The sequence below is a fragment of the Methylobacterium aquaticum genome, assembly GCF_016804325.1.
Classification (GTDB): Bacteria; Pseudomonadota; Alphaproteobacteria; order Rhizobiales; family Beijerinckiaceae; genus Methylobacterium; species Methylobacterium aquaticum_C.
This window is the reverse complement of the sequence record NZ_CP043627.1, coordinates 5,327,950-5,348,633: the sequence shown is the minus strand read 5'-3', so window position 1 is coordinate 5,348,633 and position 20,684 is coordinate 5,327,950. Positions and strand designations below refer to the sequence as shown.

17 protein-coding genes are annotated in these 20,684 nt (G+C 71.9%); 14 read left to right on the top strand and 3 right to left on the bottom strand.

Annotated elements, in window-relative coordinates; genetic code table 11:
- Positions 1–43 precede the first annotated feature (43 nt).
- A complete protein-coding gene (locus F1D61_RS24385; protein WP_203154644.1) occupies positions 44–1,243 on the top strand; it encodes a sensor histidine kinase in 1,200 nt (399 codons plus the stop codon).
- Positions 1,244–1,261: 18 nt separating this feature from the next.
- On the opposite strand, the gene F1D61_RS24380 is transcribed toward F1D61_RS24385, so the two are convergent.
- Positions 1,262–2,791, bottom strand: coding sequence for a sensor histidine kinase (locus F1D61_RS24380; RefSeq protein WP_203154643.1), 1,530 nt, complete (start codon positions 2,789–2,791; stop codon positions 1,262–1,264).
- Positions 2,792–3,076: 285 nt separating this feature from the next.
- On the opposite strand from F1D61_RS24380, the gene F1D61_RS24375 reads away from it, so the two are divergent.
- The 4 genes from F1D61_RS24375 (at position 3,077) to pyrF (ending at position 7,519) form a co-directional block, all read left to right on the top strand.
- Positions 3,077–3,532: a (2Fe-2S)-binding protein gene (locus F1D61_RS24375; RefSeq protein WP_203154642.1), complete on the top strand. Its 456-nt coding sequence runs from the start codon at positions 3,077–3,079 to the stop codon at positions 3,530–3,532.
- A gap of 13 nt (positions 3,533–3,545) precedes the next feature.
- The gene (locus tag F1D61_RS24370) at positions 3,546–5,741 is read left to right on the top strand and encodes a xanthine dehydrogenase family protein molybdopterin-binding subunit (RefSeq protein ID WP_203154641.1); all 2,196 of its coding nucleotides are present in this window, start codon (positions 3,546–3,548) and stop codon (positions 5,739–5,741) included.
- An 85-nt stretch (positions 5,742–5,826) separates the two neighbouring features.
- Positions 5,827–6,531, top strand: a complete 705-nt coding sequence (locus F1D61_RS24365; protein WP_203154640.1) for a uracil-DNA glycosylase family protein — start codon at positions 5,827–5,829, stop codon at positions 6,529–6,531.
- Between the two features lie 277 nt (positions 6,532–6,808).
- Positions 6,809–7,519, top strand: a complete 711-nt coding sequence (gene pyrF / locus F1D61_RS24360) for an orotidine-5'-phosphate decarboxylase (protein WP_203154639.1) — start codon at positions 6,809–6,811, stop codon at positions 7,517–7,519.
- A 6-nt stretch (positions 7,520–7,525) separates the two neighbouring features.
- On the opposite strand, the gene F1D61_RS24355 is transcribed toward pyrF, so the two are convergent.
- A complete protein-coding gene (locus F1D61_RS24355; protein WP_203154638.1) occupies positions 7,526–7,942 on the bottom strand; it encodes an ABC transporter ATP-binding protein in 417 nt (138 codons plus the stop codon).
- A gap of 175 nt (positions 7,943–8,117) precedes the next feature.
- Between F1D61_RS24355 and F1D61_RS24350 the strand changes: the two genes are divergently transcribed.
- The 9 genes from F1D61_RS24350 (at position 8,118) to F1D61_RS24310 (ending at position 17,607) form a co-directional block, all read left to right on the top strand.
- Positions 8,118–8,444, top strand: coding sequence for a DUF1330 domain-containing protein (locus F1D61_RS24350; protein ID WP_203154637.1), 327 nt, complete (start codon positions 8,118–8,120; stop codon positions 8,442–8,444).
- Positions 8,445–8,557: 113 nt separating this feature from the next.
- Positions 8,558–9,259 (top strand): glutathione binding-like protein, encoded by a 702-nt coding sequence (locus tag F1D61_RS24345; RefSeq protein ID WP_203154636.1) that lies wholly within the window; start codon positions 8,558–8,560, stop codon positions 9,257–9,259.
- A 7-nt stretch (positions 9,260–9,266) separates the two neighbouring features.
- Positions 9,267–9,470, top strand: a complete 204-nt coding sequence (locus tag F1D61_RS24340) for a hypothetical protein (RefSeq protein ID WP_203154635.1) — start codon at positions 9,267–9,269, stop codon at positions 9,468–9,470.
- Positions 9,471–10,130: 660 nt separating this feature from the next.
- Complete coding sequence (locus F1D61_RS24335) at positions 10,131–11,897, top strand: SLC13 family permease (RefSeq protein ID WP_203154634.1); 1,767 nt, start codon at positions 10,131–10,133, stop codon at positions 11,895–11,897.
- A gap of 95 nt (positions 11,898–11,992) precedes the next feature.
- Positions 11,993–13,135: a c-type cytochrome biogenesis protein CcmI gene (gene ccmI, locus F1D61_RS34860; RefSeq protein WP_203154633.1), complete on the top strand. Its 1,143-nt coding sequence runs from the start codon at positions 11,993–11,995 to the stop codon at positions 13,133–13,135.
- Positions 13,136–13,474: 339 nt separating this feature from the next.
- Positions 13,475–13,978 carry a cytochrome c maturation protein CcmE gene (gene ccmE, locus F1D61_RS24325; protein WP_203154632.1) on the top strand — a complete coding sequence of 168 codons (504 nt, stop codon included), beginning with the start codon at positions 13,475–13,477 and terminating at the stop codon, positions 13,976–13,978.
- A 154-nt stretch (positions 13,979–14,132) separates the two neighbouring features.
- Positions 14,133–16,130 carry a heme lyase CcmF/NrfE family subunit gene (locus F1D61_RS24320; RefSeq protein WP_203159251.1) on the top strand — a complete coding sequence of 666 codons (1,998 nt, stop codon included), beginning with the start codon at positions 14,133–14,135 and terminating at the stop codon, positions 16,128–16,130.
- Between the two features lie 5 nt (positions 16,131–16,135).
- Positions 16,136–16,615 carry a cytochrome c-type biogenesis protein gene (locus F1D61_RS24315; RefSeq protein ID WP_203154631.1) on the top strand — a complete coding sequence of 160 codons (480 nt, stop codon included), beginning with the start codon at positions 16,136–16,138 and terminating at the stop codon, positions 16,613–16,615.
- Positions 16,612–17,607, top strand: coding sequence for a P1 family peptidase (locus F1D61_RS24310; protein ID WP_203154630.1), 996 nt, complete (start codon positions 16,612–16,614; stop codon positions 17,605–17,607). Before F1D61_RS24315 ends, F1D61_RS24310 begins: the two co-directional genes overlap by 4 nt.
- Before the next feature lie 267 nt (positions 17,608–17,874).
- Here F1D61_RS24310 and F1D61_RS24305 read toward each other — a convergent pair whose 3' ends face one another.
- A complete protein-coding gene (locus F1D61_RS24305; RefSeq protein ID WP_246775503.1) occupies positions 17,875–20,367 on the bottom strand; it encodes an esterase-like activity of phytase family protein in 2,493 nt (830 codons plus the stop codon).
- Between the last annotated feature and the right edge of the window lie 317 nt (positions 20,368–20,684).

The window sequence follows — 20,684 nt, the reverse complement described above, 5'->3', positions numbered from 1 at the left end:
GGCACCCTGGGGGACGAGACCCCGTGTTGCGAGAGTCCGGTGGATGGCGAGTGACGGGTCGAGCCGTGAGGCGCACGAGGCCGGGGGCCGGGCGGAGCTGCCCTACCGGCTGAGGCAGCAGGCGCTGATGGGCGCCTTCGCCCGCATGGCCCTGCAGACCCGCGACCTCGACGGGCTCCTGGCGCGGGCGAGCGAACTCTGCGCCGAGGCCCTGGGCGCCGCGTGCTGCCAGGTGCTGGAATACCGCGCCGGCGACCACGCCTTCGTGATCCGGGCCTGTACCGGCCTCGGCGACGAGCGCGTCGGGACCGGCTTCTCCGCCGCCGACGAGGCCACGCCCGCATCCTACGCCTTCCGCACCGGGGCCGGCGTGCTCGCCAACGGGATCCAGCCCGGGGCCGAACACGACGGCGCGCGCCTCCATCTGCCGGAGGCGCTCGCGCCCGCCGGCTTATGCCACGCGGTCAACGTGCCGATCGCGCTCGGCGACGAGAGCCGGCGCGCCTACGGCGTGCTCGAGGCCTGGGGGACCGAGGGCCACGGCTTCGACCGGGCGGACCAGGAATTCCTCGCGGGCTTCGCCGGCCTGATCGGCATCGCGGTCGAGCGTCACCAGGGCGATGCGCGCCTGCGCGACGCCCTCGACCACCAGGTCCAGCTCACCCGGGAGATGAGCCACCGGGTCAAGAACAGCCTCGGCGTCGTGGCGGGGCTGTTGCGGCTCCAGGCCCGCGACGCCCAGTCCGACGAGGTGCGCCACGCCCTCGAGGATGCGGGGGCGCGCATCGCCACGGTGGCGGAGGTCCACGACCACCTCTGGCGCGGCATCCACCAGCTCGGCATGGTCGAGCTGGCGGATTTCCTGCGCGAACTGGTGGCGAAGCTCCAGGAGGAGGCCCCGGGCCACGGGCTGGCCTGCCAGGCCGACCCGAAGGTGATCAGCGCCGACCAGGCGATCCCGATCGGCCTCGTGGTGAACGAGCTGGTGACCAACGCGGTCAAGCACGCCTATCCGCACGGCACCGGCCCGGTGCGGGTGAGCCTCGCCGTCGAGGCCGAGGGCCTGCGCCTCTCGGTCCGCGACGACGGCATCGGCCTGCCGCCGGGCTTCGACGTGTCGATGCGCCAGCGCTCGCTCGGGCTCAAGATCATCGCCAGCCTGATCCGCCAGCTCGACGGGCGCCTGAGCATCGCGTCGGACGGGCCGGGGGCGCATTTCGTGCTGGATATCCCGCTGGCCTGACGGCCTACGCTCGGCGCCTCACGCCGCTCGCACCGGCCTGACCGGCACCTGCTCCTCCAGCGCCGGCAGCGCGTCCATCACGCGGGTGGCCGGGAAGGTGACGATCACCTCGGTGCCCTCCCGCGGGCGCGACTTCAGCTGGAAGCCGCCGCCATGCAGGTCGACGAGGCCCTTGACGATCGGCAGTCCCAGCCCCGAGCCCTGCTCGGCGGTCTTGATCGCGAGCGAGCCGCGGCCGAAGGACGACATCACCGTCGGGATCTCCTCCTCGGGGATGCCCGGGCCGGTATCCTTCACGCTGACATACTGGCCCCCCGACGAGGTCCAGCCGACCTTGATGGTGATCTCGCCCCCCGGCGGGGTGAACTTGACCGCGTTCGACAGGACGTTGAGCACGATCTGGCGCAACGCCCGCTCGTCGGCCCAGAGCCGAGGCAGGGTCGGGTCGATCAATTCGCGGAAGGTCTGGTTCTTGGCGCGCGCCCGCAGCGCCATCATGTGGCGGCTCTCCTCGACCACGTAGGCGAGGTGCAGGGCCTCCTCGTTCAGCTCGTAGCGCCCGGCCTCGATGCGCGAGAGGTCGAGGATCTCGTTGATGAGGTTGAGCAGGTGCAGGCCGCTGTCGTGGATGTCGGTCGAGTATTCCCGGTACGAGGCCGAGGAATGCGGGCCGAACACCTCGTTCTTCATCACCTCCGAGAAGCCCAGGATGGCGTTGAGCGGCGTGCGCAGCTCGTGGCTCATGGTGGCGAGGAAGCGGGATTTGGCGAGGTTGGCCTCCTCGGCGCGCCGGCGCGCCTCGTCGGAATTGGCCTTGGCCTGTTCCAGCTCGCCGAAGATCGCGTCCTTCTCGGCCCGCGACTGCAGGACCGAGACGGTCGAGGCGTGCAGGTGGTTCGACAGGAACAGGAAGAACAGCTGCGCGCAGACCGCCATGCCGACGAGCAGGACCGATTCCGCCTCGCGCGACAGGACGAGCAGCGCGGCGGTGGCGGCGCTGAGCGGCAGCAGGCCCGCATAGGCGGCGAGCGGCACCGTGGCGGCGAGCATCGTGGTCACGGCGGCCACGATGACGAGGACGACCATCACGAAGGTGCGGGCGTTCGACGGCTCGACCTGGAACAGCATCAGGACGAGGAGCGCCCAGGCGACGCTCTGGATCGCCTCGCCGGCGATCACCCGCCGGCGCGAGGCCGGCAGCGACAGGGAGGCCGGGTCCTGCCGCAGGAAGGAGCGGGCGAGCGCGGTGTTGCCGGCGATCGCCCCGAGCACGCCGGCGCACCAGGCGCCGCTGAGCAGCGCGGGCGCCCAGAACACCGAGGCCGCGGCGATGCAGCAGGTCAGCACCACCAGCGGCAGGAACGCCCCGATCCGGTATTGCGCGTAGACGCGCAGCAGCTCGTAATCGAAGGCGCGCTCGAGCCCGATCGAGGAGGTCAGCCGTTCGCGGACCGAGCGGACGTCGCGGGCGACCTTGCGCCGCCTCGCCGCCTCCTCCGCCGTCGGGCCGCGCCCGCGCTGAACCATTTCCGCCGTGACTTCGGACATCGCGATCGGGTCGAGCCGCTCCCTCGCCACCACAGGGCATGGTCCGAACCCCGGGCGATCGGGCGATGATCGAGACCGGCAGCCGGGCCGGGAGAGGCTGACCGAACTTCGTTAAGGTCCTCCTGCCGAAACCCCACGAATGCGAGGCATCCCCCGTCCCGCCCTGCCGCTGCGGCACACGCGGGCGGGTGCGCCAGCGCACATCGGCCCCGCTTGCCGAGGGTGCAGGAGCGGCCGCACACACGCAGGACTGGAACCATTCCAGCCTCTCGTCGGAAGCGCACGATGACGAAGCTCACCCTCAACGGCCGGACCTACGAGGTCGAGGCCGATCCCGAGATGCCGCTGCTCTGGGCGATCCGCGACCACCTCGACCTCACCGGCACCAAGTACGGCTGCGGCATCGCGCAATGCGGCGCCTGCACGGTCCATCTCGACGGGCAGCCGGTGCGCTCGTGCCAGACCCGGCTCGGTGATGTCGGCGAGGCCAAGATCACCACCATCGAGGGGATCTCCGGCCCGGTGGCCGAGGCGGTGCGGACCGCCTGGCGCCAGCTCGACGTGGTGCAGTGCGGCTATTGCCAGTCGGGCCAGATGATGTCGGCGATCGGCCTTCTCTCGGAGAACAGGAAGCCCTCCGACGCCGACATCGACGCCGCCATGGACGGCAACGTCTGCCGCTGCGGCACCTACCAGCGCATCCGCGCGGCGATCCACGACGCCGCCCGCTCCCTCGCCTGACCGGGACGCCGCCATGCTGAACTCTCGCCTCACGACGCGCGACAGCGCCATTCCGTCCCGCCGCGCCTTCCTGGGCGGCACCGCCGCCGCCCTGGTGATCGGGCTCACCCTGGATCCGAAGGGCGCCCGGGCCGCGGGCGGCCCCGACCTGTCCAAGGCCCCGGCGAAGCCCAACGCCTTCGTGCGCATCGCCGCCGACGACACCGTCTCGGTGGTGATCAAGCACCTCGACATGGGCCAGGGCAACACGACGGGACTCGCCACCATCGTGGCCGAGGAGCTCGACGCCGACTGGGCGCAGATGCGCGCCGTCTTCGCCCCGGCCGATGCCAGCCTCTACAACAACCTCGCCTTCGGGCCGATCCAGGGCACCGGCGGCTCGACCGCGGTGGCGAATTCCTGGATCCAGCTGCGCAAGGCGGGGGCCGCCGCCCGCGCCATGCTGGTCGCGGCCGCCGCCGACGAATGGAAGGTGCCGGCCGGCGAGATCACGATCGAGAAGGGCGTGCTGCGTCACGCCAGCGGCAAGGAGGGCCGGTTCGGCACCTTCGCGGCGAAGGCCGCCATCCAGCCGATTCCCGAGAATCCGGTGCTGAAGGACCCCTCCGCCTTCCGGCTGATCGGCACCAAGCTGCCGCGGCTCGATTCGCACGCGAAGACCGACGGCAGCGCGCAATACGCCCTCGACGTGCGCCGTCCGGGCCAGCTCACGGCGCTGGTCGCCCGCGCCCCCCGCTTCGGCGCGACCCTGAAGAGCGTGGACGACACGGCCGCCAAGGCGGTGCCGGGCGTGGTCCAGGTCGTCAGAATCCCGAGCGGCGTCGCCGTGGTGGCGCGCGACACCTGGTCGGCGATGAAGGGCCGCGAGGCCCTGAAACTGACCTGGGACGATGCCGGCGCCGAGCGCCAATCGACGGAATCGCAAACCGCCGCCTACAAGGCGATGGCCGACAAGCCCGGTCTCGTCGCCTCGAAGCGGGGTGACGCGGCCGGCGCCATCAAGGGCGCGGCCAAGGTGCTGGAGGCGGAATTCTCGTTCCCCTACCTGGCGCATGCCCCGATGGAGCCGCTCAACGCCACGATCGAGCGGGCGGGCGACGGATCCTACGACATCTATGCCGGCTCGCAGTTCCAGACCATCGAGCAGGCGGTGGCCGCGGGCATCCTCGGCACCACCGCCGACAAGGTCCGCATCACCACCCTCTGGGCCGGCGGCTCGTTCGGCCGCCGCGCCACGGCGTCCGCCGACTACATCGCCGAGGCCGCAGCGATCCTGAAGGCCACCGGCGAGACCGCCCCGATCCACCTCGTCTGGACCCGCGAGGACGACATCACCGGCGGCTATTACCGCCCCGCCGCCTATCACCGCATCCGCGCCGGCCTCGATGCCAAGGGGGCGATCACGGGGTGGGAGCACCGCATCGTCGGCAAGTCGATCATCATCGGCACGGCCCTCGAGGCGATGATGGTGAAGGACGGGGTCGACGCGACCACGGTCGAGGGCGCCTCCGACACCCCCTACGCCCTGCCGGCCTACCGGTTCGAGGTCCACAATGCCCGCGAGGGCGTGCCGGTGCTGTGGTGGCGCTCGGTCGGGCACTCGCACACCGCGCAGGCGATGGAGGTGTTCGTCGACGAACTGGCCCATGAAGCGGGCCAGGACCCGGTGGCCTACCGCCTCGGCCTCCTCAAGCAGGCGCCGCGGCTCTCCGCCGCCCTGACGCTGGCGGCCGAGAAGGCGGGCTGGAGCGCCCGCGAGCAAAAACCGGGACGCGGCTACGGCGTCGCCGCGCACGAATCCTTCGGCTCCTACGTGGCGATGGTGGCCGACGTGACGGCGGAGGCCGGCAAGGTGAAGGTCAACCGCATCGTCGCGGCGGTCGATGTCGGCGTGGCGGTGAACCCGGACATCATCCGGGCCCAGGTCGAGGGCGCGGTCGGCTTCGCGCTCTCGGCGGTCCTGCGCAACCGGATCACCTTCAAGGACGGCGAGGTGCAGGAAAAGAACTTCGACGCCTACGAGCCGACCCGGATGAGCGAGATGCCGAAGGTCGAGGTCCATATCGTACCATCGGCCGCCGCCCCCACCGGCATCGGCGAGCCCGGCGTGCCGGTGCTGGCACCCGCGATCTCGAACGCGGTCTTCGCCGCCACAGGCCAGCGCCTGCGCTCGCTGCCCCTCGACCTCACGGCCTTGCGCGGCGTGTGATCGCGCCACGCGGCGCTCCCCGGGGGTGTGGTGCGCGACGTGTGATCGCGCACCACACCCTTAACCCCCGCCCTATATGAAGGGCATGACTTCCAGTTTTGGACCCGAGACGACTTCAGGGTGCGGCGCGAGCCGCACCCTTTTTTCATCCGCGCCGGACTTCGCCGCGACCGCCGAGCGGGTGCGCGCCTGCCGGCTGTGCCGCGAGGCGCCGTTCCACGGCCCTCCGCTCCCGGTCGAGCCGCGGCCGATCGTCCAGGGCACGTCGCGGGCCCGGATCTGCATCGCCAGCCAGGCTCCGGGCAACCGGGCGTTCCAGAGCGGGCGGCCGTTCCAGGACCCGTCCGGCACGCGCCTGCGGGCGTGGCTCGGCCTCGACGAGCCGGCCTTCTACGATCCCGACCTCGTGGCGATCGTGCCGATGGGCGCCTGCTTCCCCGGCCACGATTCCAAGGGCGGCGACCTGCCGCCGCGGCGCGAATGCGCCGAGACTTGGCGGGCGCCCCTGCTCGCCGGGCTGCCGGACCTGGAGCTGATCCTGTTGATCGGGCAATACGCGCAAGGCTGGCATCTCGGCCGCCAGCCTGGTGGCCTCACCGGCACGGTGGCGCGCTGGCGCGAGATTTTTTCGGAAGGCCAAAGCCCCCGCCTGCTGCCGCTGCCTCATCCCTCCTGGCGCAACACGCCGTGGCTGAAGAAGCATCCGTGGTTCGAGGCGGAGCTGCTGCCGGTGTTGCGGGAGGAGGTGGCGCGTCTGGCGGCATTGGTCGGACGGGAGACACCGGGGTGACCGATGGCCTCGTCTGCCGGATGGACGCGACCGTCCCACTCCACAGGGTCATCCCGGGCCGCGTAGCTGAGCCCGGGATCCAGACACTCAGATGGAAAGGAATGAAGCGGTAGGCCGTCCGCTCGGTCCTGAAACACCTGCGGTTCTGGGCGTGCCTTCGGCACTCCGGGCTCCGCTGTGCGGCCCCGGAATGACGGGGAGGGTGTGGCCGGCTGGGCTTGATTCCGAGCCCCACTCCCCCGATGGGAGCGTACGCATCCTACGTACGGAGGGTCCCGTGCCCGAGCCCATCAGCCCCCGCGACCGCCTGATCGTTGCCCTCGACATGGCGAGCACCGACGAGGCCGAGCGCCTGGTCGACCGGATCGGCGACGCCGCGAGCTTCTACAAGATCGGCTACCGCCTCGGCTATGCCGGCGGCCTCGCCCTCGCCGAGCGGCTGGTCCGGGGCGGGCACAAGGTCTTCCTCGACCTCAAGCTCCACGACATCGGCAACACCGTCGAGGAGGGGGTGCGGTCGCTCGCCGGGATCGGCGCCACCTTCCTCACCGTCCACGCCTATCCGCAGACCATGCGGGCGGCGGCGGCGGGGCGCGACAAGGCGGGGAAGGGCCTGAAGATTTTGGGCGTCACGGTGCTCACCTCCTACGACGACGCCGATGCGCGCGAGGCCGGCTACGCCCTCCCGGTCGCCGACCTCGTCGCGGCGCGAGCCGCCGCCGCCGCGGCGATCGGCATCGACGGCCTCGTCTGCTCGGCGGCGGAGGCCGCGCAGGTGCGGGCGGTGGTCGGGCCCGACCGGCTGATCGTCACGCCGGGCATCCGGCCGGCCGGCGCCGAGATCGGCGACCAGAAGCGGGTCGTGACCCCGGCCGAGGCGATGCGCTCGGGCGTCGACCACGTCGTCGTCGGTCGCCCGATCACCGGCGCCGCCGACCCGCGCGACGTGGCCCGCCGCATCGTCGACGAGATGGCGGCGGCGCTCTGAGCGGGCTTACCTCCGGCGCGGGCGGAGCGGTCCGAAGAAGCCGCTCCATTCCATCCCCAAGGCCTGGGCGCGCTCGGCCAGCACGCCGGGCACCGCCAGCAGGCTCGTCACCGGGGAGGCCAGGATGCCCGGGTCGTTCAGGAGACGCCCGACCTGTCGTCCGCGCCACCAGAAAAGCCCGAACAGCAGGGCCAGCATCAGGAGCAGGCCCCAGGTCGCGAGGCTCTGCCCGAAGACGTACAGGCCGTAGGGCGGCGAGAGGGCCGTGCCGAGCCGGGACAGGCCGAGGACGACGACCGGCAACAGGATCAGGAAGCCCAGCAGTTCCAGCGGCAACCGCCGGAACACCCGGAGGGCCGCGTTCAGGTCCTCGACCGACACGTCGTCGAGCGACATCCGTTCATCGTCCACAGCCTGCGTCATGGAGCCTCCTGGCTTTGCGGCACTGCCGTCGACCATGGCGCCACCCCCGTCGAGGAGGCAACAGCCCTCGCGGGCGTCCGGCCTCCCGGAGCCTGTCCACCCGCCATCTCCCTTGTCGCTTTATCGGCGCGGTCACACCCCCTAGAACGAGCGCGACGACAACGGGAGGAACCGCATGGCGCAAGAACATTCGGCGAAGGGATACTGGGTCGGGCGCGTCGATGTCTCGAAGCCGGAGGCCTACAAGAACTACGTCGCGGCCAACGGCGCCGCCTTCGCCCAATTCGGCGGGCGCTTCCTGGTGCGCGGCGGCCAGTTCGAGCCGGTGCTCGGATCGAGCCGCACCCGCAATGTGGTGATCGAATTCCCGAGCTACGACCAGGCGCTGGCCTGCTGGCACTCGCCCGAGTACCAGGCCGCCCGCGCCAAGCAGGAGGGCGGCGCCGAGATCGACCTGATCGTGATCGAGGGCTACGACGGACCGCAGCCGGGCGAGGGCTGACCGGTCGGGCCGCGCTCGGACCGCGTGCCTCACCTGCGCCCGGCGCGGCTTGACCGATGGGGGCCGGCGCGCCACCTCCGCGCCAGCCTTCACGGCGAGCCCCGGAGCGGCGGATGATCGACCTCTATTACTGGACGACCCCGAACGGTCACAAGGTGACGATGTTCCTGGAGGAGGCCGGCCTCCCCTACACCATCAAGCCGGTCAACATCGGCAAGGGCGAGCAGTTTCAGCCCGACTTCCTGAAGATCGCACCCAACAACCGCATCCCGGCGATGGTCGATCACGAGCCCAAGGGCGGCGGCGCTCCGGTCTCGCTGTTCGAATCGGGCGCGATCCTGCTCTACCTCGCCGAGAAGACCGGCCGCTTCATCCCCGCCGACGTGCAGGGCCGGGCCGAGGTGCTGCAATGGCTGTTCTGGCAGATGGGCGGCCTCGGGCCGATGGCCGGGCAGAACCATCACTTCACCCAGTACGCGCCCGAACAGGTGCCCTACGCCATCAACCGCTACGTCAACGAGACCAACCGGCTCTACGGCGTGCTCGACCGGCGCCTCGCCGACCGCCCCTTCGTGGCGGGCGAGGCCTACAGCATCGCCGACATGGCGATCTATCCGTGGATCGTGCCCCACGAGCGCCAGCGCCAGAACCTCGACGACACCCCGAACCTGAAGCGCTGGTTCCAGGCGATCGCCGAGCGCCCGGGCACCAAGGCGGCCTACGACAAGGCGGCGGCCATCAACCAGCAGCCGACGATGTCGGACGAGGCCAAGAAGATCATGTTCGGCCAGACGGCCGCCAACACCAAGCGTTGAGCGGATCGTGGCGGCGGGCGGCGAGGCGGGCTGGGGCTGGCGCAGGACCTTGCGCCTCGTCCTGACGTTCGGGCCGCCCCTCGTCGGGGTGGTGCTGATCGGTCAGGCGGTGGTGGCGTCGATCGGCGGCGACATCCGCCGCTGGGAATTCGCCCTCGGCGCGGTCTGCCTGTGCCTGACCGTCGCCGGGCGGCTGGTGCCGGAGGAGTGACGCTCCCCGGGCTTCGGGCAGGGCTGTTGGTGAAAACACGAAGCGCCGGTCTCCCCCTCCCCCCTCTGCTGGGGCGGGTGGCCCCTGCGTCGGCAGGGGTCGGGAGAGGGGTAGCGCGACGCCGATCCAGATTGCGCCTTTCGGAACGGTTCAGTCTTTTCCGGAAGCGTGGTTCCCCTCTCCCGGCCTGCTCCGCAGGCCACCCTCGCCCGCGGAGGGCAGGGCTGTCCGGGGAAAGGCGAGGCGCAGGAAATCCCCTCTCCCCGCGGGCGGGGAGAGGCTTTCGTCCCCCTTGTCGGGGACGAAAGGAGCGGCGGCGAAAGCCGCAGCGAGGGTGAGGGGGTGTTTCCGGATGAGGCTCCTTCGGAAACACCCCCTCACCCTCGCCCTGCGGGCTTCCTGAGCCCCTTCGGAGCTCAGGCCTCTCCCCGCCCGCGGGGAGAGGGGAAACCCGCGCTTTTTTCTTTCCCCGGACGGCCCTGCCGCAGAGGGGGAGGGAAAACCCGCGCCATTCCCCTCGCCGGACCACCCCCTCAAAAACTCTCCCACCGTTCACCCTGGGCAGATCCCCGCGCCACCCAATCTAGGGAGGCTCGCCCCGCAGCAGGATCACCCGCCCGGCATGACACGCCCCCGCTCCCTCGCCCGCGGCGACCGCGCATGACGCTCGACCAGGGCCTCGCCTTCGGCCTCATCGGGGTCACCGTCCTGCTCTTCATCTGGGGCCGCCTGCCCTACGACCTGGTGGCGCTGCTCTCGCTCATCGCCGGGGTGGCACTGGGGCTGGTGCCGGCGTCGAAGGCCTTCGACGGCTTTGCCGACGACGTGGTGATCATCGTGATGAGCGCGCTCGTGATCTCCGCCGCCATCTCCCGCTCCGGCGTGATCGAGAGCGCGATGCGCCCGCTGCTGCCTTACCTGCGAAAACCCCGCCAGCAGGTGCCGGCGCTCGCCGGCGCGGTGATGGGCCTGTCGATCGTCACCAAGAATATCGGAGCGCTCGCCATCCTGATGCCGGTGGCGCTCCAGCTCGGGCGCAAGACCGGCACGCCGGCCTCGCTGCTGCTGATGCCGATGTCCTTCGCCTCGCTGATCGGCGGCCTCGTCACGCTGGTGGGCTCGTCGAACAACATCATCGTCGCCAAGGTCCGGGCCGACATCGTCGGCGAGCCGTTCGGGATGTTCGACTTCACGCCCGTCGGCCTCGGCCTCGCGGCGGCGGGCCTCGCCTTCCTGTCGGTGGGCTACCGGCTCCTGCCGCGGGACCGGCGCCCGTCGGGCTCGCTCGCCGCCGCCTTCCGGATCGAGGCCTACACCACCGAGGCCTGCCTGCCGGCGGACTCGCCGCTGGTCGGCGCCACGGTCGGCGAGCTGGAGGCCCTCGGCGATGGCGACGTGACGGTGGCGACCGTCATCCGCGAGCGCTTCCGCCGCTACGTGCCGGGGCCCGACTGGCGCCTGCAGGCCGACGACGTCCTGCTCCTCGACGGCGAGCCGGAGGATCTGGAGCGCCTGGTGGCGCGGGCCAAGCTCACCCTCGTCGGCAGCCAGCCGATCGCAGGCGAGGTGACGGTGATCGAGGCGGTGATCCCGGACGGCTCGGCGCTCGCCGGCGCCACGGCGACGGAAGCGGACCTCGCGGCGCGCCACGGCACCGCGCTCCTGGCGGTGAGCCGCTCGGGCTCCGCGATCACCCGGCGGATCGGCAGCGTGCGCCTGCGGGCCGGCGACGTGGTGGTGTTGCGCGCCGAGGCCGACCGGCTGGCCGAGGTGCTGTCCGAGTTCGGCCTGCTGCCGCTCGCCGAGCGCAAGCTGGCGCTCGGCCACAGCCGGCGCAGCTACATCCCGATCGCGGTGCTGGCCGGCGCCATGGCGCTCGTCGCGCTCCACCTCGTGCCGGTGGCGATGGCATTCTTCGGCGCCGCGGTGCTGCTGCTGGTCCTGCGGGTCATGACCATGCACGAGGCCTACGAGACGATCGAGTGGCCGGTGATCGTGCTGCTCGGCGCGCTGATCCCGGTGAGCGACGCGGTGCGGGCCACCGGCGGCACCGACCTCATCGCCGGGGCGCTGTCGCAGGTGATGCAGACGATGCCGCCGACATTGGCGATCGGCCTCCTGCTCATCGCCGCCATGGCGGTGACGCCGTTCCTCAACAACGCCGCGACGGTGCTGGTGATGGGCCCGATCGGCGCCAGCCTCGCCCAGAAGCTCGGGCTCAACCCCGACCCGTTCCTGATGGCGGTGTCGGTCGGCGCGGCCTGCGACTTCCTCACCCCGATCGGCCACCAGTGCAACACCCTGGTGATGGGCCCGGGCGGCTACCGCTTCGGCGATTACGCCCGCCTCGGCCTGCCGCTCTCGATCATGGTGATCGTCGTCGGCACGCTTCTGATCAGCCTGTTCTGGCCGGTGGCGCCGCGCTGACAGCCGGGGACGATTCTCGCGGGATTGCCCGTACGTGACACCGTGTCGCCACGCTGCCGAATCGTGTCGCCCCGGGCGGGGCGATACAGAAGGGCATGACGGCGATCTGGTTCATCTTCGCGCTCATGACCGGCCTGGCGGTGCTCGCCCTGCTCTGGCCCATGTCGCGCCGCCCGGCCCTCGCGGGCCTCCCCGACGGCGAGGCGCGCATCGCCACCGAGACCGGGTTCTATCGCGACCAATTGCGCGAGATCGACCGCGACGCCGCCCGCGGGCTGCTCGCTCCGCCCGAGGCCGAGGCCGCGAAGGCGGAGGCCGCCCGCCGCCTGCTGCGGGCGAGCCGCGAGCCCGGCCGGAATCCGGGCGCCATGGGCGAGCCGGCCCTGCGCCGGCGCCGCGCGGCCTCCGCCTTCGCCCTCTCGACGGTGCCGCTCGTCGCGCTCCTCGTCTACGGCATGTACGGCTCGCCGGACCTGCCGGCCCAGCCCCAGGCCGAGCGCCTGGCCCATGCGCGGGCCGCCGGCAATGACCTCGCGGCGGCGGTGGCGCAGATCGAGGCGCATCTCGCCAAGGCGCCGGAGGACGGCCGCGGCTGGACGGTGCTGGCCCCGGTCTACCTACGCGTCGGCCGCACCGAGGACGCGATCAAGGCCTACGAGAATGCCCTTCGGATCCTCGGCGACGACGCCGGGCGCCTGTCGGATTACGGCGAGGCCCTGGTGGCGGCGGGCGACGGCGTCGTCTCGGCGAAGGCCCGCGACGCCTTCGAGCGGGCGCTCAAGCAGGATCCGAAGGCGGTCAAGCCGCAATTCTACCTCGCCCGCGCCGCCGAGCAGGACGGCGACCGCGCGACGGCCCGCACCCGCTACGCGGCGCTCGCCGCCGCGGCGCCCGCTGATGCGCCCTGGCTGCCGATGGTGCGCGACAGCCTCGCCCGCCTCGACGGCACGGCGCCGTCGCCTGCCGCCGCGGCCGGGAATCCCGGCATGACCGAGGAGCAGCGCGGGATGATCCGCGGCATGGTCGAGGGGCTGGCCCAGCGGCTGGCCGAGAAGGGCGGCTCGCCCGAGGAATGGGGCCGGCTGGTGCGCTCCTACATGGTCCTGGGTGACCGCCCGAAGGCGGAGGCGGTCCTGGCCCAGGCGCGGACCGCGCTCGGGAGCGATGCCGCCAAGGTCGCGCCGGTGGACGAGGTGGCGCGGGAGCTGGGTTTGGGTCCCGCGAAGGCGGCACCGTGAGAACCGCGACGCCTCTTAACCCTCCCCCCTCCGCGGGGGAGGGTGGCCCCCGGAGGGGGCCGGGAGAGGGGCAGCGCGACGCTGATCCAGGTAGCACCCCTCATCGCGGTCGCGACCTCTCCGGAAGCGTGGTTCCCCTCTCCCGGCTCGCCTCGCGCGCCACCCTCCCCCGCAGAGGGGGAGGGTCGAACCCGCGCGAGCACTCGAACGGCAGAGCCGCAGCGATCATCCCGCAGCGGCCCCCCGGCTTTTTTCCGCCTCGCCGCACGCGCCATACCGTAGCACAACACACAGACAGAGCCGGGGCACCGAACCGGCCACCCCCGGGAGACGCCCCTCATGACGCGCCGGCGCCGCCGTTCCGTCCTCATCCTCGTCTGCGGTGCCGTACTGGCGGTGGCGGCGGGGCTCATCCTCTCGGCGATGCGCGACACCATCGTGTTCTTCCGCTCGCCCACCGAGGTGGCGAGCCAGAAGGTCGCGCCCGGCACCCGCTTCCGCCTCGGCGGGCTGGTCGAGTCCGGCTCGCTCAAGCGCGAGGCCGACGGGCACGTGGAATTTGCCGTCACCGATACCGGCTCGACCGTGCCGGTGCGCTACCGCGGCCTGCTGCCCGACCTGTTTCGCGAGGGCCAGGGCGTGGTGACCGAGGGCGTGCTTCAGGCCGACGGCACGTTCCGTGCCGACACGGTGCTGGCCAAGCACGACGAGACCTACATGCCCCGCGAGGTCGCCGACGCCCTCAAGGCACAAGGGCGGTGGCAGGAAGGCGCCGGCAAGCCGGGGCAAAGCTCCTCCGTGCAACCGCAAGCCGAGCCCGTCGCCCGCACCGCCGTCAAGTAGCGCCGTCCCGTGCGGCGGAAGGTCTTGGCGGCGCCGGGGCCGAAGCGGAATAAGGTGACGCCCGCGATCCGCCGCGGCAGGACGCCGGGTCGGGAGAGCCGTCGACCGATCTCCCGTCCCGATGGACCCCCACGCTTACCGAAAGGTCGCCCCGTTGCTGATCGAGGTTGGTCACTTCGCCCTCGCCCTGGCCCTCGCCCTGTCGCTGACGCAGATGGTGATGCCGGTCTGGGCGAGCCGCACCGGCGACCCGGTCCTGCGCAGCGTCGCGGTGCCGGCGGCGCTCGCCACCTTCGCGTGCATCGCCTTCGCGTTCGGGGCGCTGACCTACGCCCACGTCACCTCGGACTTCTCGGTCCAGAACGTCGTCGAGAACTCGCACTCGATGAAGCCGCTGATCTACAAGATCTCCGGCGTCTGGGGGAATCACGAGGGCTCGATGCTGCTCTGGGTGCTGATCCTGGCGCTGTTCGGCGCCGTGGTGGCGCTCGCCCGCAACTCCGTCCCGCCGACCCTGCGGGCCAACACCCTGGGCGTGCAGGCCGCGATCACCGCGGTATTCCTGCTCTTCATCCTGGTGACCTCGAACCCGTTCAACCGGCTCAACCCGGCCCCGGTCGAGGGCCGCGACCTCAACCCGCTGCTCCAGGATCCCGGCCTCGCGATCCATCCGCCGCTGCTCTATCTCGGCTATGTCGGCTTCTCGATCACCTTCGCCTTCGCCATCGCGGCCCTGATCGAGGGCCGGATCGACGCCGCCTGGGCCCGCGCCGTGCGGCCCTGGACGCTGGCCGCCTGGTGCTTCCTCACCGTCGGCATCGCCATGGGGTCGTACTGGGCCTATTACGAGCTCGGCTGGGGCGGCTGGTGGTTCTGGGACCCGGTCGAGAACGCCTCGCTGATGCCCTGGCTCGCCGGCACGGCCCTCGTCCACTCCACCGTCGTCATGGAGAAGCGCGACGCCCTCAAGGTCTGGACGGTGTTGCTCGCCATCCTGACCTTCTCGCTGTCGCTGCTCGGCACCTTCCTGGTGCGCTCCGGCGTGCTCACCTCGGTCCACACCTTCGCCACCGACCCGACCCGGGGCACCTTCATCCTCGGCATCCTGGTCCTGTTCATCGGCGGCTCGCTGGCGCTCTATGCCTGGCGGGCCCCCACCCTGCGCCAGGGCGGCCTGTTCGCGCCGATCTCCCGCGAGGGGGCGCTCGTGATGAACAACCTCTTCCTGTCGGCGGCCTGCGCCACGGTGCTGGTCGGCACGCTCTATCCCCTGGCGCTCGAATCGCTGACCGGCGAAAAGATCTCGGTCGGGGCGCCGTTCTTCAACCTGACCTTCGTGCCGCTCGCGGTGCCGCTGCTCCTCGTCGTGCCGTTCGGCCAGACGCTGGCCTGGAAGCGCGGCGACCTCGCGGCGGCGAGCCAGCGGCTGTTCGCCGGCTTCGCGCTCGCCCTCGTGATCGCGCTCGGGGCCATCGCGGTCACCTGGGGCGGGCCGGTGGGAGCGCCGCTCGGCATCGGGCTCGGCGCCTACCTGGTGGTCGGCGCCGCCCTCGAGATCGTCACCCGGGCGAAGGGCAAGACGCTCGGCCTGTCCTTTCGCCGCGCCGCCGGCCTGCCGCGCTCGGCCTGGGGCACGGCTCTGGCCCATGCCGGCGTCGGCGTCACGGTGATCGGCATCGCCGCCCAGGCCTGGAGCGTCGAGTCGCTCGCCACCGTGCCGCGGGGCGGCGAGCTGCGCGCCGGCCCCTACGTCGCGGTGCTGGAGGGCGTCCTGCCCCGCACCGGGCCGAACTACACCGAGACCGTCGCCCACCTGACCATCCGCGAGGACGGCGTGCCGGTCGGCGTGCTGGAGCCGGGCAAGCGGTTCTACGCCTCGCGCAACATGTCGGTGAGCGAGGCGGGCCTGCTGACCCGCGGGGTGAGCCAGGTCTATGCCAGCGTCGGCGAGACCGGCACCGACGGCAGCGTCGGCATCCGCCTGTACTACAAGCCGCTGGTGCTGCTGATCTGGCTCGGCGCCGTGGTGATGGCGCTCGGCGGCGGCCTCTCCCTCACCGACCGGCGCTTCCGCGTCGGCGCCCCGGCCCTGCGGCCGGCGATCCGCGACGCGGCCGGCCCGGTGCCGCCCCACTCGGTCCCGGCGGAGTGATCCCGATGCGCGCCGTCCGCCGCCCCTTGCGCACCGCGCTCCTCGGCCTCGCGCTGCTGATGCCGGTCGCCGCCGGCGCGGTGCAGCCCGAGGAGGTGATGAAGGATCCGGGCCTGGAATCGCGGGCCCGGTCGATCTCGGCCGGCCTGCGCTGCCTCGTCTGCCAGAACCAGTCGATCGACGATTCCGACGCGCCGCTCGCCCGCGACCTGCGGCTGATCGTGCGCGAGCGCCTGCGCCAGGGCGACAGCGACGGTGCGGTGGTCGATTACGTGGTGCACCGCTACGGCGAGTTCGTGCTGCTGCGCCCGGTCATCGCCTGGCACACCGCCCTTCTCTGGCTGACGCCCGTGCTGGTGGTCGGCCTCGGCGGGCTCGCCCTCTGGGCCGCCGGCCGCCGCCGCAAGGCCACGGCACCGAATGCCCTCTCGGCCGCGGAGGAGGCGGCGGTCGCCGACCTGATGCGCCGGGCCGAGCCGCGGTGAGCGGCAGCCTCACCGACATCGCCGGCATCCGCGTCGGCCACGCCGAGGATGACAGGGCGCTGTCCGGCGTCACCGCGATCGTCTTCGACACCCCCACGGTGGCGGCGGTCGACATCCGCGGCGGCGGCCCGGGCACGCGGGAGACCGACCTCCTCGATCCCGAGCGCACGGTGCCGGGGGTCGATGCGCTGGTGTTGTCCGGCGGCTCGGTCTTCGGCCTGGATGCCGCCTCCGGCGTCACCGCCTGGCTCGCCGAGACCGGCCGCGGCTTCCCGGTCGGCCCGGCCCGGGTGCCGATCGTGCCGGCGGCGATCCTGTTCGATCTCCTCAACGGCGGGGACAAAGCGTGGGGCCGGTATCCGCCCTATCGCGACCTCGGCTTCGCGGCGGCCGCTTGCGCCGGCACCGGTCCGGTGGCGATGGGCTCGGTCGGGGCCGGGCTCGGCGCGCGCACAGCGAATCTCAAGGGGGGCTTGGGCAGCGCCTCGGCCGCGGTCGAGGGCACGGGGGCCCGCGTCGCGGCGCTCGTGGCGGTGAACGCGCTCGGGCGGGTCACGGTCGGGGACGGGCCGCATTTCTGGGCCGGGCCGTTCGAGGAGGGGGCCGAGTTCGGGGGCCTGGGCCCCGCACCGACCATCCCGCCCGACGCCTTCGCCTGGCCGAGGAAGCCGATGCCGGGCGCCAACACCACCATCGCGGTGGTCGCGACCGACGCCCGCCTGACCAAGGCCGAGGCCCGCCGCCTCGCCGTGACGGCGCAGGACGGCCTCGCCCGGGCGATCGTGCCGGCGCACACGCCCCTCGACGGCGACCTGGTCTTCGCCGCGGCGACCGGCGCCGTGCCGCTCGCCGATCCGGTCGGGGATCTCGCGCGCTTGGGTGACACGGCGGCGCGGGTGCTGGCGCGGGCGGTGGCGTTGGGGGTCTACCACGCGAGCGCCCTGCCGGTGGCGGGGGCGCAAGCCGCGTGGCGGGAGCGGTTCGGGAGGTGAAGGATGGCGTTCCCAACGCTGGCGCTTGGCGGGCGGCTTGTTTGTTGTCTCTCCACCTCCGACCCACCGCGTCATTCCGGGGCCGCGTAGCGGAGCCCGGAATCCGGACACTCAGGTGATGCCGAACGAAGCGGAATGCTCTCAGTTCTATCCTGGACCATCCGCGCTTCTGGATTCCGGGCTCCGCTGCGCGGCCCCGGAATGACGTCGTGGGCATGAAGACTGTCGAGAGAGTGAGGCAGTCTCCGAGGCTTCCATTCCTTATTCTCAGAACTGATACCGCAAACCCGCCGTCACCCCGTGTGCCACCCCCGCCCGGGTGCCGATCGCCGCCTGGTAATCCAGGCGCCAGCCGAGATTCTCGGTCAGGCTGCCCTGGAGGCCGGCACCGGCGGTGACGTAGTCCGACTTGAGGAACGGGATCGCCGCGGTCGCGACGGCCATCGAGTTCTGGACGCTGGCGAGACGGAACAGCCCGGCGCTCTGCTGCGGCCCGAGGCCGAGATTGTAGGCCACACGCACCGAGGGGACGATGCCGCCGAAGCCCGTATAGGCCAGTTCGGCACCGAAGCGGGCGGTGGTCTGGAGCACCGTGAGCCCGCCATAGGCGACGTTGTTGCCCGCCGCCCCCGTCTCGGTGAAGCCGCCGACCCGAGCCGAGAGGTGGCTCAGGCCCGCGAAGGGCATGAGGCGGACGGCGTCGCGGTCGAGGATCAGGCCGGCCTCGCCGTCGAGCGCCAGCGCGGTGGCGGAGGTCCTGGCCTCGGCGGTGAGCCCGTAGGCGGCCGGACGGCGGATGCCGGCGAGGTCGATGATCGGCGCGCCGCCGACGATGCCCTGCGCGTAGAAGGTCGGGCCGTAATAGCCGCCATAGGCCGCGACCGTGAAGGCGCTCTGGTCCTGCCGGAACCCTTGCGGCCGCGAGAGCGAGCCGCCGCCCCCGCCGATCGCGAGGCCGGCCCGCCACGGGCCGGTGAGCGGCAGGTCGAAGCCGGCCGAGCCCTGCGCGATGGTGCGGTCGAGGGACAGGCCGCCGTTGCGCGGCTGGTCGGCGAAGACGACATCACCGCCGACCCAGAGCGCCGGGCCGGACGCGCTCCACGCCCCCTGGCCGGGAAGGCCCGCGCTGCGGCGGAGCGCCGAGAGGTGGTCCTGCACGCCCCGCATCGCCGAGGCCGCGACGCCGATCGCGCCGGCCCCGAGACCCTGGAGGACCGTCGGCGCCGTCGCCTTCATCACCGCGAGCGAGAGCGGATCGACGTAGGTCGGCAGGGTCAGCCGGTAGGCGAGCAGGATGTTGTCGTTGTTGATGCCGGCGTCGTAGGGCTGGCCGTTGATGACGCCCTGGCGGGTCAGGAAGTCGTTGTCGTTGCCAACGAGCAGGAAATAATCGTTGGGCGCCCGCTCGCTCAGGACCGGGACGAGGCCCATCGCCTCGATCTTCTCCGGCAGCGTGGTCTGGCTCGCCGGGTTGGTGGAAAGGTTCATCCCGAAGCGGTTGAGCTGCACCGGGTTGAGCAGGTTGACGACCTCCCGGCTCTGCACCGGGGTCAGGCCGGCCCGCAGGGTGCCGTTCGGCGCGATCGGGGTCGTGCCGTCGTAAGCCGTGCCGGCGATGTTGGTCGCGCCCGCGGTGTCGACGAAGAGCACGCTCTTGTAGACGATCGGCGTGGTGTTGCCGGAGCCGAGCCCGTTCGAATCGCGCGACAGAACCAGGAACTGGGTGTCGTTGAGCGCCAGCATCTCGCTCTGGGCGGCGGTGCGGTTGGGCGCCCCGCCATTGCCGCTCTGCTGGTAGGCCGGCAATTGCAGCACGTATTCGCGGCTCGGCGCACCCGGTGTCGGGGTGCCGGAGACGTCGTAGTAGAGGATGCGGGTATTGGTCCGCTGCTGCTGGTTTGCGCCCGAATCCTGGAGCGTCGCGCTCTGCAGGATAGCGACGAGGCCGCGCCCGTCCGGCGTCAGCGCCAGCGCCTCGAGGCCCTGGTTGTTGCGCCGGCCGGTATCGGGCGGGTTGAGCGAGTTGAAGTTGAGCTGGCCGTTCGTCACCGGCTGGAGCGCCGCCGGGATGCCGATCAGGCCCTGGAGCCGGCCGTCGCGGCTGAAATAGTAGATGTTCGGGCCGTACTCGTCGCTGACGTAGAACGAGCCGTCGAGGCGGCGCGCCAGGCCCTCGGCGTCGAGGCTGATGCGCCCGGCGCTCGGGCCGGCGGCGGCGGAGGGCAGCACGGCGCCGAGCTGGCGGGTGGTGCCGGCGCCCGGATCGAGGCCGCTGAACAGCTGGCCCCTGGCATCGGTGAGCACGATGCCGCCCTCCGGCGTCAGGGTGATCTGGCTTTGCGAGCCCGTCGCCTGCGGCAGGGCCGACGTGCCGGCATAGGGGGTGAAGCTCACGTTGAAGCGGTTGAGCCGGCCGGCATAGTCGCTGAACAGCCCGCCATCGGGGTTGTTGTAGCCGCGGTCGGGCAGCGTGTAGAGCGTGCCCGAATAGGTGTCGCCGCTGCGCCGCCAGGTCGAGAGATCGACGGCGAGCGAGGAGAACGAGCCGAGGGAATCGCCGCGGAAGTCCCGGGTGGTGGCCGGCAGCCGCCCCACGCCCTGGAGGCCCTGGTTGACGACCGTCGCGCCGCCGACCTCCACCGAGACCGGCCCGTCGACGGGCTGGAGGTTGGGCACCCGGACCGACTGGGCCTGCGCGAGCCCCGCGCCGGCGATGAGGCCGCCGGCCGCGAGCGCGGTGCGGATGGAAAGAACGGTCACGATTCGCCCCCGGGCTGACTTTGCGGCAGGGATGGGGCGGATCGGTGACAGTCGCATGACGGTGTGTGGCCCATCCGCACCGAATGGAACCCGATGCGGCGCGCGGACCTCAGGTGTGTCGACCCTACGGCTGACCCGATGTCGAACGCATTTTCACAGGAACCACCCTGCACAGCTTGAAAGCCCAGTCGATGACCACCACCTCAGGTAAGGCGGCATCAACTCTAGGAGATTCACATGCCTAATAAGAAGCCTGGCACCAACACCGGAAATGACGGAGGAATTTTTCGTGAGGTCGGCCCTCGCGGTGGTGAACG

What these genes read in the sequence shown, in the direction of transcription:
- F1D61_RS24385 (WP_203154644.1), top strand. Translation starts at nt 44, where the DNA reads ATGGCGAGTGACGGGTCGAGCCGTGAGGCGCACGAGGCCGGGGGCCGG.
- F1D61_RS24380 (WP_203154643.1), bottom strand. Translation starts at nt 2,791, where the DNA reads ATGTCCGAAGTCACGGCGGAAATGGTTCAGCGCGGGCGCGGCCCGACG.
- F1D61_RS24375 (WP_203154642.1), top strand. Translation starts at nt 3,077, where the DNA reads ATGACGAAGCTCACCCTCAACGGCCGGACCTACGAGGTCGAGGCCGAT.
- F1D61_RS24370 (WP_203154641.1), top strand. Translation starts at nt 3,546, where the DNA reads ATGCTGAACTCTCGCCTCACGACGCGCGACAGCGCCATTCCGTCCCGC.
- F1D61_RS24365 (WP_203154640.1), top strand. Translation starts at nt 5,827, where the DNA reads ATGACTTCCAGTTTTGGACCCGAGACGACTTCAGGGTGCGGCGCGAGC.
- F1D61_RS24355 (WP_203154638.1), bottom strand. Translation starts at nt 7,942, where the DNA reads ATGACGCAGGCTGTGGACGATGAACGGATGTCGCTCGACGACGTGTCG.
- F1D61_RS24350 (WP_203154637.1), top strand. Translation starts at nt 8,118, where the DNA reads ATGGCGCAAGAACATTCGGCGAAGGGATACTGGGTCGGGCGCGTCGAT.
- F1D61_RS24345 (WP_203154636.1), top strand. Translation starts at nt 8,558, where the DNA reads ATGATCGACCTCTATTACTGGACGACCCCGAACGGTCACAAGGTGACG.
- F1D61_RS24335 (WP_203154634.1), top strand. Translation starts at nt 10,131, where the DNA reads ATGACGCTCGACCAGGGCCTCGCCTTCGGCCTCATCGGGGTCACCGTC.
- ccmI (WP_203154633.1), top strand. Translation starts at nt 11,993, where the DNA reads ATGACGGCGATCTGGTTCATCTTCGCGCTCATGACCGGCCTGGCGGTG.
- ccmE (WP_203154632.1), top strand. Translation starts at nt 13,475, where the DNA reads ATGACGCGCCGGCGCCGCCGTTCCGTCCTCATCCTCGTCTGCGGTGCC.
- F1D61_RS24315 (WP_203154631.1), top strand. Translation starts at nt 16,136, where the DNA reads ATGCGCGCCGTCCGCCGCCCCTTGCGCACCGCGCTCCTCGGCCTCGCG.